The sequence below is a fragment of the Pedobacter sp. genome, assembly GCF_965227205.1.
GTDB lineage: Bacteria > Bacteroidota > Bacteroidia > Sphingobacteriales > Sphingobacteriaceae > Pedobacter.
The window spans coordinates 4,707,145-4,721,785 of the sequence record NZ_OZ245727.1; the positions used below are offsets into that span (position 1 = coordinate 4,707,145).

At 34.4% G+C, this 14,641-nt stretch carries 13 protein-coding genes; 8 read left to right on the forward strand and 5 right to left on the reverse strand.

What is annotated here, in order from left to right; genetic code table 11:
* The first annotated feature begins 107 nt into the window (after nucleotides 1-107).
* On the forward strand, nucleotides 108-1,868 hold the full coding sequence (locus ACO05K_RS20510) for a S8 family peptidase (protein WP_421946233.1): 1,761 nt from the start codon (nucleotides 108-110) through the stop codon (nucleotides 1,866-1,868).
* Between the two features lie 3 nt (nucleotides 1,869-1,871).
* Here the strand turns inward: ACO05K_RS20510 and ACO05K_RS20515 are convergent, their stop codons facing one another.
* Genes ACO05K_RS20515 through ACO05K_RS20525 form a run of 3 tightly spaced genes read right to left on the reverse strand, consistent with a single transcriptional unit; the run spans nucleotide 1,872 to nucleotide 4,716 of the window.
* The gene (locus ACO05K_RS20515; protein WP_421946234.1) at nucleotides 1,872-2,651 is read right to left on the reverse strand and encodes a polysaccharide deacetylase family protein; all 780 of its coding nucleotides are present in this window, start codon (nucleotides 2,649-2,651) and stop codon (nucleotides 1,872-1,874) included.
* Complete coding sequence (locus tag ACO05K_RS20520) at nucleotides 2,651-3,583, reverse strand: glycosyltransferase family 2 protein (protein WP_421946235.1); 933 nt, start codon at nucleotides 3,581-3,583, stop codon at nucleotides 2,651-2,653. The genes ACO05K_RS20515 and ACO05K_RS20520 overlap by 1 nt, the downstream gene beginning before the upstream one ends.
* Nucleotides 3,580-4,716 (reverse strand): glycosyltransferase family 87 protein, encoded by a 1,137-nt coding sequence (locus ACO05K_RS20525; RefSeq protein WP_421946236.1) that lies wholly within the window; start codon nucleotides 4,714-4,716, stop codon nucleotides 3,580-3,582. Before ACO05K_RS20525 ends, ACO05K_RS20520 begins: the two co-directional genes overlap by 4 nt.
* A 352-nt stretch (nucleotides 4,717-5,068) precedes the next feature.
* On the opposite strand from ACO05K_RS20525, the gene ACO05K_RS20530 reads away from it, so the two are divergent.
* Both ACO05K_RS20530 and ACO05K_RS20535 read left to right on the forward strand, forming a co-directional pair.
* Entirely contained in the window at nucleotides 5,069-6,187 is a 1,119-nt protein-coding gene (locus ACO05K_RS20530; protein ID WP_421946237.1) for a glycosyltransferase family 87 protein, read from the forward strand.
* 78 nt (nucleotides 6,188-6,265) lie between these two features.
* Nucleotides 6,266-6,622: a response regulator gene (locus tag ACO05K_RS20535; protein WP_421946238.1), complete on the forward strand. Its 357-nt coding sequence runs from the start codon at nucleotides 6,266-6,268 to the stop codon at nucleotides 6,620-6,622.
* Between the two features lie 63 nt (nucleotides 6,623-6,685).
* On the opposite strand, the gene ACO05K_RS20540 is transcribed toward ACO05K_RS20535, so the two are convergent.
* Both ACO05K_RS20540 and ACO05K_RS20545 read right to left on the reverse strand, forming a co-directional pair.
* Nucleotides 6,686-8,206, reverse strand: a complete 1,521-nt coding sequence (locus ACO05K_RS20540; protein WP_421946239.1) for a DUF4394 domain-containing protein — start codon at nucleotides 8,204-8,206, stop codon at nucleotides 6,686-6,688.
* A 31-nt stretch (nucleotides 8,207-8,237) separates the two neighbouring features.
* Nucleotides 8,238-8,558 (reverse strand): hypothetical protein, encoded by a 321-nt coding sequence (locus tag ACO05K_RS20545; protein WP_421946240.1) that lies wholly within the window; start codon nucleotides 8,556-8,558, stop codon nucleotides 8,238-8,240.
* 897 nt (nucleotides 8,559-9,455) lie between these two features.
* Here ACO05K_RS20545 and ACO05K_RS20550 point away from each other — a divergent pair.
* The 5 genes from ACO05K_RS20550 (at nucleotide 9,456) to ACO05K_RS20570 (ending at nucleotide 14,633) form a co-directional block, all read left to right on the forward strand.
* Nucleotides 9,456-10,343: a TonB-dependent receptor plug domain-containing protein gene (locus ACO05K_RS20550; RefSeq protein WP_421946241.1), complete on the forward strand. Its 888-nt coding sequence runs from the start codon at nucleotides 9,456-9,458 to the stop codon at nucleotides 10,341-10,343.
* Nucleotides 10,344-10,421: 78 nt separating this feature from the next.
* Nucleotides 10,422-11,240, forward strand: a complete 819-nt coding sequence (locus tag ACO05K_RS20555; protein ID WP_421946242.1) for a hypothetical protein — start codon at nucleotides 10,422-10,424, stop codon at nucleotides 11,238-11,240.
* Nucleotides 11,241-11,259: 19 nt separating this feature from the next.
* Nucleotides 11,260-12,750, forward strand: a complete 1,491-nt coding sequence (locus ACO05K_RS20560; RefSeq protein ID WP_421946243.1) for a RagB/SusD family nutrient uptake outer membrane protein — start codon at nucleotides 11,260-11,262, stop codon at nucleotides 12,748-12,750.
* A 10-nt stretch (nucleotides 12,751-12,760) separates the two neighbouring features.
* Nucleotides 12,761-14,077: a DUF3472 domain-containing protein gene (locus ACO05K_RS20565; protein WP_421946244.1), complete on the forward strand. Its 1,317-nt coding sequence runs from the start codon at nucleotides 12,761-12,763 to the stop codon at nucleotides 14,075-14,077.
* Nucleotides 14,078-14,084: 7 nt separating this feature from the next.
* Entirely contained in the window at nucleotides 14,085-14,633 is a 549-nt protein-coding gene (locus ACO05K_RS20570) for a discoidin domain-containing protein (RefSeq protein ID WP_421946245.1), read from the forward strand.
* The last annotated feature ends 8 nt before the right edge of the window (nucleotides 14,634-14,641 follow it).

Sequence of the window (14,641 nt, forward strand, 5' to 3'; positions counted from 1 at the left end):
CTTTTGTTTTATGCCCAATTTCATCTGTTAAAAGATGCTAAATTTTTTAACCTCAATGCAATAAAACCGTATTATTGTAATATTGCGTAAGTATAATTTTGATGAACATGAAATTGAAAAGGTTAGGGATTCTTTTAACATTATTGATTATTAATTTTGTTGTTTCTGCACAAAATAAAAATGTTCAGTTACCTAAAAATTGGTTCAATTTAGATTTATTGGAAAACGGTTATTTTGGTATTAGTACTGAAAAGGCCTATCGTGAGATTCTGAGAGACAAAAAGCCTAAGCAAAAAATTATCGTTGCCGTAATTGATGGTGGTATAGACACTAATCACGAAGATTTAAAAGATATCCTTTGGATTAACCCTAAAGAAATTCCTGGCAATGGTATTGATGACGATGGAAATGGTTATATAGATGATGTACATGGATGGAATTTCATTGGCTCAAAAAACGGTAATCTAGAATATGATAATCTGGAATTGGTTAGGCTGTTAAGAATTTATACTCCAAAATATCAGTCTACTACTAATTTAACGCCATTAGATAGTACTCAAAAAAAGGAATTTAGACTGTATAAAAAAATGGTTGGCGATTTCGGTAAGAAATATGAAGACGCCAGCAATACATTTTCTGTGCTTATTGCAATAAATAAAGTACTTGATTCTGCTGCTAAAATAAATGGCAAACAAATTCCTTCTCTAGATGATATTGATAAGTATAAAGCCGATGATGAAATAGAAGAACAGGTTAAAACGATTATCAGAAAAGGTACTAAAGAGGATGGTAGTTTTGAGAAATTCTACAAGAGTATTAAGGATGGATATAAGCAATATGATGCAATGTTGAAATATAACCTTAATCCTAAATATGATATGAGGGCAACATTGGTTGGTGATGATTATTCAAACTCAAAACAGAAGGATTACGGTAATAAGGATGTTAAAGGTCCTGATGCACAACACGGTTCTCATGTTGCAGGAATTATAGGCGCAAATCGCTTAAATGAGCTCGGGATTATGGGGGTTGCAAATCATGTAAGTATTATGGCAATTAGAGTTGTTCCAACTGGCGATGAACGGGATAAGGACGTTGCAAACGGTATTAGATATGCCGTTGATAATGGTGCAAAGGTAATTAATATGAGTTTTGGTAAAAGCTATAGCTGGGATAAGAAGGCTGTAGATGAAGCCGTAAAATATGCAGAAACTAAGGGCGTACTTCTTGTACACGCTGCCGGAAATGATAACCAGAACAACGATATTGAGGAAAATTATCCTAATAAATATTTCGAAAGTAAAGAAGCAGCGGAATATAAAGAGCAACATAAGAAGCCATCGCTAGCAGATTTCACACCTCCAAAACCCAACATGCAAAGCAATGGAATGGGTATGAGGCCACCAATTGCAAACAGTGCGTTTAGTAAACCAGTACCGTTGGATTCGGCGAAATTTAAACTTCCACATGCTACAAACTGGATAGAGGTTGGAGCAAGTGCCTACAAGGATGATGATAATCTGAAAGCAGATTTCTCTAATTATGGTAAATACAATGTTGATGTATTCGCACCAGGTTTCTTGATTAATTCTACTGTCCCAGATGGAAAGTATGAGGAACTGGATGGTACAAGTATGGCATCTCCTGTAGTTTCGGGATTGGCGGCATTAATCTTGAGTTATTACCCCGACTTAACACCATCACAGGTAAGGGAAATTATTATGAAATCGGTAACTAAGGTTACCCGAAAAGTGAAATATAAAAATGCTAAGGGTGAAAATGTAAGAGTTCCGTTTAGCGCTATTTGTGTTAGCGGTGGTATTGTTAATGCGTACAATGCATTAAAATTAGCCGAAACTTATAAATAGCTTTTAATTTTTTATAGTCTTGATGAAATCCTGAAAAGTACCGAACGGGTACTTTTTGATTTTCATCCAGCTGATTAAGTTTCCCATTCTGCTTACCATTTTATCACCTGTATTTTTTACTACGTAGCCTGGAAATCCAAACCTTTCAAAATCATCTAAATCTGTAAATTCCCAAGGGTGAAAATAGATGTTCAGGTAGTTATCTTTTTTATAAGTCCAGCTGGCTAAAAATTTGTAAAAAGATAGCGGAAGGTTATGAAAGGATAACCAAAATAACGGAAATCTAATTAACGGACTAACGGATGCAGGAATTTGTAATACATTTTCTTTTGTGAAAAATGTGCGGGAAATGTTAAAGTTATTGTATCTACCCGGTAAATAAGTTGGATTTATTGATGTATTATAAGTATAACCTGCTTTTTCAATTTCTTTTTCATCTACAGGCATCATTCTAGCCATTCTATAACCTGTTATTTCTTTTCCAGAAAGTTCCTCTAACTTAAGTTTAGATTGTAATAAATGCTCAGGTTTAAAATCTGAATGATAGTAGCCATGCGATGCTAATTCATGCCCGCTTTCGGTAATTCTTTTAATTACATCGGGGATGTTTTCAGCAAAAGTTACTGTACAAAAGAAGGTAGCTTTTACATCATACTTGTCTAAAATATCTAAAATCTTAATGGTTCCTGCTTTTGAAATTGCAATTTGGTCAGCGAATGAAATTTCCCTGTTATATTCATAGGGCATATCAAACTCTTCAATATCAAAACTTAAAAGCACCATTATTTTACGGGAATATTTGTTGAACGGATAATATAATTTGGACGGTTTTTGCTCTGCATAAACATTTTACCTACGTAAATTCCGATGATACCTAATATAATCAGTTGTAAGCCACCAAAAAATACAATTGTCATAATTACTGAAGCCCAACCAGAAACTTCAACATCATTAACAAAAGCATAGATGATGTATGGTATGTATAAAACTGAAGCAAATGATAATGTGAAACCTAAATAAACTGCAGAATACAGTGGTTTGATGCTAAAAGAAGTTACACCATGTAGCGCTAACCTTAACATCTTCTTCAAGGTATATTTGCTTTGCCCAGAAAAGCGTGCAGCAGGATTATATTTTATGGCAAATTGTTTAAAGCCCAACCATTTTACCAGGCCTCTTAAAAAAGGTTCGTTCTCATGGAAGTTCCTGAAAACATTAACAACTTTCTGGTCGAGTAAACGAAAATCGGCTGCTCCAGATTCTAATTCGATATCTGATAGCCAGTTTAGCGTTTTATAAAACAAGCTGGATGAACTTCGTTTTCCTTTTGAAAGTGTTTTATCTTCTTCGCGAATGGTGTAAACAACTTCAAAACCTTCTTCCCATTTTTTAAGCATTTCGGGGATAAGTTCTGGTGGATGTTGCATATCGCAATCCATAGAAATTACACAGTCGCCATAAGCATGATCCATTCCGGCTTTTACTGCAAGTTGATGTCCGAAGTTTTTAGAAAACTCAAGGAAAAAGATATTGTTATGCTGTGATGCATATTCTTTAATATTATCGATTGTATTATCAGCACTGCCATCATCAACTAAAATAATTTCGTAATTATAATTAATTGATGCAAAAACCTGCTTAATACTTTCGGCAATTACGAAAATATTGTCGGCTTCGTTGTAAGCAGGAATTACTATAGAAACTAATTTGTTCATTTACGGGCAATGGGATAAGCGTCAAAATCTTCCACCATCATTTGATAAATTATGGCTAACCAAATGATAACGCAAGGTAAAGCTTTAAGTGAATATAGGCGAATGAATTCTTTAACTGAATGAGGGAAAATATCTGTAGGAGATAAACTGGTTAGTATAAAAGCAAAAATAAATAGTGCAATTACCCATTTTTTTTGTGGCTTTTGTTGTGTAACAAACCAAACCGCAACACCTGCAAATGCAATAATATATGTTGGTGATTCTGAACCGCTACTAAAGATAACCGTGAAAATTAAGGTAGAAGCTAGAAGTAAAAGTTGAAATGGCAAAAATTTGTATTGTTTTATTCTGATGTAAGGAAGTGCAAAAAGGAAAACTCCCGCTAATAAAAATGGAGCATTTTCTAACTTTACATTACCCGAAATTCTGCGAGCCATACCCATAACAGAAATGTCTTGAAAAGAGGTTAATGATGCATTAATATCGTTTTTATGTACTAATGAGTTGTACCAATCAGAGTAGCTTTGCAAAATAAAATCGGGAGATGAAATCGCCATGGGCAACACAAACAAAATTGCCAATGAGGCTAAACCTGCTACAATAAATTTTATTTTATTCTTACTAAAAAAGAAAAATGCCAAACCAACAATTCCGTAGAGTTTAATTAAAGTTCCGAGTGCAATAAAAAATGCAGATTGTATTTCTTTCCGCTTTACGGTATAAGAAAAGCTTAGTAGAATTAATCCGGTGAGGGCAATGTTAAATTGAAAGCTAAAGAGTGCTGTTAGTGTTTCATGTGCACAAATCCAGGCAATTACTTTTCGTTTATTTATAGCTATTGGTAAACTGAAAATGCCCCAAAGTAAGAGGCTTATATTGGCAATATTCCATAAGATAGTTCCAATAGCATCAGGCACCAATGCGAATGGTGCTACGAACATCGAAAAGACCGGACCATAATGGTTACTATCTAAATATTCTGGATACTCTAAAAATAGATTTTTGTTTTCAGCAGTATGAATATATACATATTTATAAATCTGATAATTGTTGTATGTATTATGATTGTATTGCTTAACTCCAGAAATTATTGCAAGAAGTAAATAAACAATTATAATAAATCGTTTATTCATCAAAATAGATTTCAGCTTATTAGGGACTGTTAAACTCAGATTCATACTATGATTAGGAGCGCTAATATAAGGAATTAAATTTTTCCATAAATATTATGGTGGATATGATGTTAATACTCTGATTAAGAATAAGGGATAAATTTATATTCGAAATTAGAGTAAATATGTATGATTACTGATACTTATTGTTTTTTTTGTGGCCAATTATTTGGAGATGATAAATGTTATAATTATTATTGTGTAACATCCTTATTACGAGATTAACTAATGATTAACTTTCCTGAATTACTTAGAAAGGTGAAAACTTTTTCTACTTCTAAGCAAGGTATTGTATTTTTTATATGGCTTGCAATTGCGCTATTTTTTCGCAATAAATTCTTTAATAACACATCGATTTAACAACTATTTAATATTCGAGAATGTTTTTAGAAATTTAATTACTGAACAATCTTTTTATGCTCAGTATCCTCAATTTCATGATGATGTAAACCATTATGGTCCGATGTTTTCTTTATTTATTGCACCTTTTGCGATGTTGCCAAATTGGTTGGGTTTAATATTATGGAATGTATTTAATTGTGTGATTCTATTCTATGCTTTGCAGACACTGCCCATAAAATCAGATAAAAGAGTAATTAACGGCTATATAGCAATTCCTTGCCTTATCGAATCTATGTTAAACCAGCAATTTAATGCAGCAGCCGCAGCTTTTATTATTCTAAGTTTTACCAGATTGAATAGTAGCAAAGGTTTATGGTCATCTATGCTGATTGTTTTAGGCACTTTTGTCAAGCTTTATGGTGTAATGGGTTTAGCATTTTTCTTTTTTGTGAAAAATAAACCTCGTTTCATTTTATACTCAATTTTATGGTCGGTGGTGTTTTTTATTCTACCAATGTTTTTCTCTTCGCCACTAACAATTTTCGAATCTTATCAAGAGTGGTTTATCACATTAGCCGAGAAAAATCTAACCAATACAACTCAAGGCTCAGTTCCTATATCTATTATTGGTTTCTTCCGCTCGCTTATTTATGATTATGATATTCCTAATCTGGCGTTTCTAATGCCTGGAGCATTTATTTTTCTAATCCCTTTTGTTAAATGGTCATCTTTTAAAGGGAAAACATTTGGATTGTTAATCCTTTCATCGGCATTACTTTTTCCAGTACTGTTTAGCACAAGTTCAGAAGATTGTACCTATATAATTTCAATTGTAGGCGTTGGCTTATGGTTTGTTCATGAAAGGGATAATCAGATAAGAAAAGTTTTATTACCAACATTGTTGGTTTTGTGTTGCAATTTTCCTCTGTTATTTTTCCCGGTTTGGGCACACAAACACCCATTATCATTAGCAATACTTAGTCTTCCATTTTTTATTGTTTGGTTGCGGATAATTTATCTGGCTTGGGCATATCAATTTGAAGTAGAAGAAGAACATTCTTTAGAAGTTTCAAATCTCAATATCTCATAAAATATTATAGTTTCAGTTTTTTATAGATTTCTGAAACCATAATTGATTCTTTTCGTTATGGTTAAATGAATATTTGATATGAATAAAAAGATATTAATTATTGATGACGATAGTGAATTACAATCCGTATTTCCTTTGTTGTTTCAATATAGAGATTTTGAAGTAAAAAGTGTTTTAAATATTACTGATGTAGAATCTGTAATAAAGGAATTCAAACCCGATTTAATTTTACTTGATATATGGATTGGCGACATAGATGGAAGAATAGTCTGTAACTATTTAAAGAGCCATGAGGAAACTGCCAATATTCCGATTGTTTTAATTTCTGCAGTATTAATTGATATTGATGATGCACACTGCCGGCCAGATGCAATTGTGCAAAAACCTTTCGAAATAGAATACCTGTTAGAAGTTATGGACGAATTAATGATGTAAAAAAAGAAAGCCTTGAAAAATTAATTTCAGGGCTTTCATATTTATATTTAGAGGGGATGATATTTAAAACCCTAAACCAACTGTAAATGCTCTTGCCGCAGTAGAAACTGTTCCAAGTGGGGTGGTTGCTCCAGTAGTTAGGTTAACTGTATAAATTCTTTGTGTGGTACCAACTGTAAATAAGCCATAGGCAATACCCGAAGTTGAACCAATATCAAAACCATTTGCGGCTTCCACATTAATTCCAAGTGCACCGACATCAACTAATGTACCTGCATTTGGTGGATCTTGTTTGTATAATCTATCACCAGTAGAATCGATATTAAATAATACTGTTGAAGCAGCATTAGCAACATTATTAGTATAAGCAGAACCTGTAACTGCCGCCGTAGAAAGTGAAATACTTCCATCAACAATCACAGTTCCATCCGCTGGATTAAAACGTAAATTCTGTCCGGTGTTGCTTACAATTCTAATTCTATCAACCGAAGGATTAAAATCGAAACCAAATTGAGTGCCGACCAAAAGCGTAGTTAATGGATTTGCATTTACCGCAGCCGCAACTCCCGATGAAGCATTAATTGTATAAATTCTGCTTGTGCTACCTAGCGCAAATATCTGTCCGTTAATTGGACGCATATCAATACCTAAAATTGTTTCACCAACCTGAATTCCGGTAATCGGTTTTGCAATAATTGTAGGTGTAGTGGCAAGATGATTGAATATCAACAATTCATTAGTGGCAGAAACTGCATAAGCTACTGCTTCAGTTGGAATAGCTAAACCAGTAATTTGTTGACTAAAATTGCCAACTTTCGAGGCTTTTCCAGAATTAATATCAATGATAAATAATGATGATGTTCCGCCAACTGACATTGCAGCTAATGCAGATGTACCATCTGGATTTATATCAAAACCGCTTGCATCTTCAACATCATAACCTAAGCTACCAACTTCTACAAGTTTACCATCGTTCGGTGGATCTTGTTTGTGTAGTTTATCATTAGCAACATCAATATCAAAAAGTACGGTTGTTGTAGCACCTGCTTTGTTTTGTGTGTAGGCGGCTGCAGTAACTCTTGCGTTAGTTACGCCGTTTATTACACCGTCGGTTGCAGCTACAGTTCCTGTTTCCGGATTTAAACGTAGGTTTTGTCCGCTAGAGGTTACTAATCTTATTCTATCAACTGTAGGGTTAAAATCAAAAGCAACTGAATTTCCGCTTAAAGCTGGTGTAAAAGGAGCGGCAGAAATTGACCTTGCTATGCCTGTTTTTTGGTCGATTACGTAAAGTCTGCTTGTACTTCCAATTCCATATAACTGACCAGTAGCCGGTCTGAAATCGATTCCAAGTATAGTTTCTCCGGTTTGTAGTCCAGAAATGGTTACTTGTGAGGTTACTGCCGAAGGCGTTTTTGCATTGATAAGCAAAAGTTTACTATCTGCTGTTAAAGCATAAAAATTTACATCTGGCCCTGGAGTTAACGGGTCGTTAAAGTTTCTGTCTTTTTTGCAAGATGATAATATTAGAGATAGTGATACTACACATAGTACCGCTAAAAGTGTTTGTTTAATTTTAAGCATTGTATTTAAGTTTATTTAAGGAATTGTTTAATTATTCGGAAAAATAAACTGTTTTTGGAGGCTGCTTTGGTACTATAGAATAAATTATAGGAAGAAAGGTATCGTGATTAGAAAAGGAAATTTTTATTCTTTGGAGGAAAATAATACAGCTAAACTGATTTAATATAAATTCAGTTGTTTTTAAACTTCCGGTTTCTTTATTTTCCTCATCAGATGTTTCAATCTTCTCTTTTTCAAAATCTTCTTTGGTTGAAGATTTTACTGCATTGCAAATAACTGGCGCAACAACTTTAGCGCTTACTGAAAGTAAGGTAAAAAATGATAAAAAAAATAAGAGGTAAATTTTTTTCATTGTAAGCTTTGCCTGAAACATGTTTCTTAAGCTTACTTACGAACTCTACAACTATTTGGTTTTTTATTAAATCAAAAAAAATTATAATCGTTCCTACAGGATTGTTACCAAGAAAATAAAATAATCTTAAACATTTATAGGTTAGATAAGTTAAAGTATTAGAAAAACTCGCAAAACTATGGCTACTTTACAAAACTCAAATTCAGAGAATCATTCAATAAAGAATCAAGGCTTAGACTCTGTCGTTATATCTGATAACTCATTAGAAACACAACGTAACCGTGAATTATTTCTGCGATTTTTGTTAGAGAATCTTGAACATGACACTGAAGAATAATAAAGCTCAGCTAAAATTCTTTCTTCCATTTAAGTCCTATCTCTTTTTGGGATAATTTCTTCCTTAGCTATTAACACATGCAATTTTGTTAAAACTAAGTGTATTTTAATATCGTATAAGGCGCTTTTAAGCAAACTTCCTTTAATATTTTCACTCTTACGTAAACTTTCTCAAACGTTTGCGCAGCATTAATTTATCTATACTTTCTAGTGGATATTAATTCTAATGCAATTCCGGATAACTTTTGGATAATACTAAGATAATACACAGTTTATTGGCTTTTTACAATAAGAAGACAATTCAAATTGACTGAATATCTGCTTTTTAGGGCTTGAGTGAACAATAATCTTATCAAACGTTTGCGTTCAGTTTTCATATTCAACATTACTTTCTTCCTCCTACCTTGGTCAAAACAGTTAAAGCTAACCACCAAAAACAAAAATCTATGATGAATAAATTTTATCCGTTAAGGGAGTGAAATTTAAAATGCAATTCCTCAAAAATTACCAAGCATCAAATACCAAGTTGATGTAAAAAACTAACTAACCAAGCTTAAAAAAATGAAAAAACTACTTCTACTTTTTGCACTACTAAGCTCAGTGCTCATTGTCTGCGCCCAGGAATTAACAATTACCGGCACAGTTAAAGATTCAAAGGGCGATCCGATTCCTAACATTAATGTTAATGAATCAGGTAAAAACCTTAATGTACAAACCAATGGTGATGGAAATTATAAAATCACCGCATCGAGAAATTCGACTTTAGTTTTCAGAGGTATAGGCTATACCACACAAAACATTAAAGTTACTTCCAACACCATTAATGTTTCTCTTGTTGAAAGCACTACAGATTTAGACGCAGTAACCGTTGTTGGTTATTCTGCAAAGAAAAAATCAGAACTCAGCAGTGCTGTATCTGTGGTTTCAGGAGAAAAACTAAATGATGTAACCTCAGTAAACTTAGCTACTCTGATTCAGGGTAAGGTTCCTGGAGTTGTGGCATCAACGGCTTCTGGCGATCCAACATCAGGAGCCAGTATTGTAATTAGAGGTGCGGGAACTATAAATGCCAGTACTGGTCCGCTATACGTAGTTGATGGTAATATCGGAGGTTCTTATAACCCAGCCGATGTTGAAACAATTACAGTTTTACGTGACGCAGCTGCAACTGGTTTATATGGCTCCAGAGCTGCAAATGGTGTAATCATTGTAACCACAAAAAAAGGTAAAAATGGCGAAACAAAATTTAATCTAAGTTCTGTTATTGGTTTTGCCAACCCAACTATGGGTAATTTCAGTCTGATGAATGCTCAGGAACTTTTTAATTATCAAAGTACCTTTTTTACTCCGGCAGCTGGTGTTCTAAATAACGATACCGATTGGTGGGATTTAGGTTTCAGAACAGGAATGATTAACAATCACACATTAACAGCAAGTGGCGGTTCATAAAAAACTCAGTTTTACTTATCGGGCAATTATTACAAAGAAGAAGGAACTCAAATTTATAATGATAAAACACAATATAGTTTGAGGGCTAATATTATTTCGCAGTTAACGAAACGCCTGAAACTTACTGCACTTTTAAACGGATTATACATAAATGATAACTACAATTCGGCAGGTTCTGTTTATCAATCTTATTTGAATTTACCATACGACCCAGCTTACAATGCAGACGGAACCCCTTTTGATGCAAGATACGGAACATGGTATGGTAGAGATAGATCTAACTTCTTGCATTCTTTGCAATACAATTATTCAAAAGCAAGAAGTTACAGAACTACGGCCGATTTAAATCTGGATTATACTTTATTGGATAATTTGACAATCTCCACTTATAACCGAGCCAATATCTTTAATCTTCGCAGCAATTCGTATTATGATAAACGAACAAAAGATGGCGCTGTTAATAATGGAAGTGCTTATGTAGGCAATTCATTTTCTTCAACACTTTTATCATCAAACAGAATAAAATATAACGTAAGCTTAGGAAAACATAACATTAGTGCGTTGGCTGTTGGCGAGATAGAAAAAGGTTATTCAGATTCAAACAGCGCAAATGCCAAAGGGCTTCCGGCTGGAAGGGATGCTTTTAGTACTGCAACAGATATTATCAGTAATCCAACAGGAGGATATGATAATTACCAATTTATAAAATATTTAGGTCAGGTAGATTATAGCCTTGCAGATAAATATTTTGCAGTTGCATCAGTAGTTAATGAATATTCATCACGTTTTGGAAGCAATAATCCTGATGCTACATTTTACCAGTTAGGTGCTTCATGGATAATTTCTAACGAAAAATTTATGGAGAATGTGAAACCGATAAGCAATGTTTCATTCTAATTCTTTAATCGTTAAAATCATGAAAAAGAATACTATAATTTTCGCTGCCATTTTAACTACGGTTTTAGGCACTTCATCTTGCAGAAAAGAATATTTTCCATCTACACAAATCGACGAAAACTCCGCTTTAACTAATGCAGGAGATATAGAAACCGCAACCATTGGTACTTATGCATTATTTAAAGATTTAAATTATGTTAGAAGCGGACATTTCTTAACTGAATATCCTTCTGATGAAATTGCGCAAGGACAAAATTCATCGGATGATCTTTCCAACTTATATAAATACACACATCTAATTAATTCTTCTCATGCTTCGTTATTCTGGAGTCAATCTTACAAAGCTGCAGGCGCTGCAAATAAAATTATCGAAAAAATAGACGATAATGCCACTGCAGACTTAAGACAGTTAAAAGGTGAAAATCTTTACATAAGGGCTATGATGCACTTTAATTTAGTAAGAGTTTTCGGCCGACCTTTTAGTCAGAATGCAGGTGATAATGCCGGAATTCCAATTTTGAAGGAAGGATTATCAGAAGAACAAAAACTTACGCTTCCTCGTAGTAAAGTATCTGCTGTTTACGAATTTGTTATTGCCGATTTATTGAAGGCTGCAAGTTTAATGACGGTTAATAAAACAAATCCTTTCGCCTCAAAAGAGGTAGCTTATGCGTTATTATCCAGAGTTTATCTTTATCAAGAGAACAACCAAAAATCGATTGATTATGCAAATCTGGTAATTAACTCAGGTCGCTATTCGCTATTGCAAGGTTCAGAATATCAAACTTATTTTAGAGCAGCACCAGAAGGCAATAAAGAAACAATTTTTTGTACCCGACACATTAAAACAGAAGATAGAGGTTACTCTGCAATTGGTTCGATGTATTACAGTGGCGATGCAAATGGGGTGGCACAAAACCAGGCTTTTAGCGGTTGGGGGGAAATTTATGCTTCCAGAAAGTATTACGATTTCTTATCGCTGAACCCAGCAGATAGAAGATTAAGTTTTATTTCGAGCTACAGAGTAAATGGTGTTGTACAAAACAATACTAAAGTTACGCCGAATACGCCCATGCATTATATTAATAAATACAATTTGCAGGAAGGTATTGTAAACCTAAGCTCGCCAGTATATTTAAGGTTAGCAGAAATGTACTTGAACCGTGCTGAAGCAAATGCTAAATTGGGTAATGCGCAACTTGCGCTTGATGATGTAAATATTATCCGTACCAGAGCAGGTATTCCTGTACACACAATTGCTTCAGTTGCTGCTTCGGCCAAAAGTATTCTTGATGTAGTTTTGGAAGAGCGATGGTTGGAACATGCTTTCGAAGGTCAGCGTGCTTACGATTTATTCAGAAACGGACGTTCGATGGTTAGAAATTATCCGGGTACACACGCAGTAAGTGGAAATGTAAACCAAACGGTTACCGCTTTTGACAATCGTGTAGTATCATTTATTCCATTAACAGAGATAAATAAAAACCCTGCACTTACTCAAAATCCTTAAAATCTTTTTTATGAAAAAGTTAAATTTTAATAAATCGATGAGGGTTTACGGTGCGCTGATGTTACTATTATGCACAATAATTGTATTGGCCTGTAAGAAAAAAGATGTTATTGAAAATCCAAAAACGGAAGCCGTTCAAGAAACTATTGATGGTATTTTGGTTCCATTTGGTGGAAATGCATTTATTCAAACTAAAGCCGCAGCAGAAACCATTGAAAAAACCGGGTTAACAGCATGGACAAGTGATAAAACCATCTGCGTGGTTTATTTTAGAGCACAGCAAGCCGGAGAATTAAAATTAGGTCTGAAACTTAAGGTCGCAAGTGGTACAAGTCAATTTAATGTAACCGCAAACGGTGTAACTAATAAAGTAACGGCATCAAATAGCGAGGTTAAGAATGTTTACGTAGGCAAAATTAATGTAGCCAAAGAAGGTTATGTAAAAGTGGAAATTCAGGGTATATCAAAAACCGGAAACAGTTTTGCGGAGATTTCTGATTTGGTTGTTGGTGGCACAACTGCTGCTAATTTAATTTTCGCCAACGACCCTGAAAATTTTTACTGGTCGCGTAGAGGTCCTTCGGTACATTTGGGTTATACTTTACCGGCATCAACTAATGCCGAATGGTTTTATAACGAATTAACTGTTCCCGTTGGTGAAGATAACCCCGGTTCTTATTTTATGGCAAATGGTTTTGGTCAGGGTTATTTTGGTATTCAGAGCAGAGCTAATGATAGATGGATATTATTCTCGGTTTGGGACCCATCTACCGGAATAACAGAAGCAACATCAAAAGGCGAAGGCGTTACCGTACAGAGATTTGGTGGCGAAGGTACTGGAGGTCAAAGCTACATTGTGTACAACTGGAAAGCTGGTGTAACCTACAAGTTTTTAACGCAGGCAAAACCCGATGGTGCGGGCAATACGCTTTACTCAGCTTGGTTTTTCGAGCCCGAAGCAAATGTTTGGCGTTTTATGTGTACCTGGAAAAGACCATTAACAAACACTTATTTAACAGGTTTACATTCTTTCCTCGAAAACTTTTACGATTACAACGGATACATGGGTAGAAAAATGCTCACCAATAATCAATGGATTTGTACCAGTGATGGCGTTTGGATTGAACTTAAAGCTGCCCGTTTAACCGGAGATGCCACAGTTACGAATAAACAAAGAATGGATTATGCGGGCGGCCTTGATAATGGTTCGTTTTACTTAAAAAACGGCGGTTTCTTTGACCAATACATTTCCGTTAACCAAGCATTTACCAGAACAACAACTGGTGTTAAACCAGAAATTAATTTTAATAACCTTCCTAAAAAATAATATCAATATGAAAAAGATTGTATTAAGCCTTTTAACGGGCATCGCTTTGCTAACTGCATCATGCGATAAGGCAGAAAGTATTTTATTTGAAGATAAATCTACAGCGATAAAAGCTGATAAAACTACATGGACTGCTACAGCAGATAGCGAAACACCTGATGGTGCCGAAAATACCGGAAAAGCATCAGCTGTACTTGATAATAACATTGCAACCTATTGGCATACAGATTATACTGTTACTAATCCCGATTATCCGCATTGGGTGCTAATAGATATGAAAAAAGAAAGTAAATTAGTTGCTGTAGTAGTAACCAACAGACAAGCAGCAACGCCAAACAGATCGGGAATGAAAAAATTTAATTTAGAAGGCAGTACCAACGGAACTACGTTTACCAGTCTTGGTACATTCAATTTTGCAATCACTAACGATCCGCAAACTTTCCCGGTTTCTTCGGCTAATGCTTACCGATATATTAAATTAACCGCTACTGAAAGTCAGACAGGAACAACTAAACATACTTTTTTAGCTGAAATCGATGTATTTACAGTAAAATAATAATCACC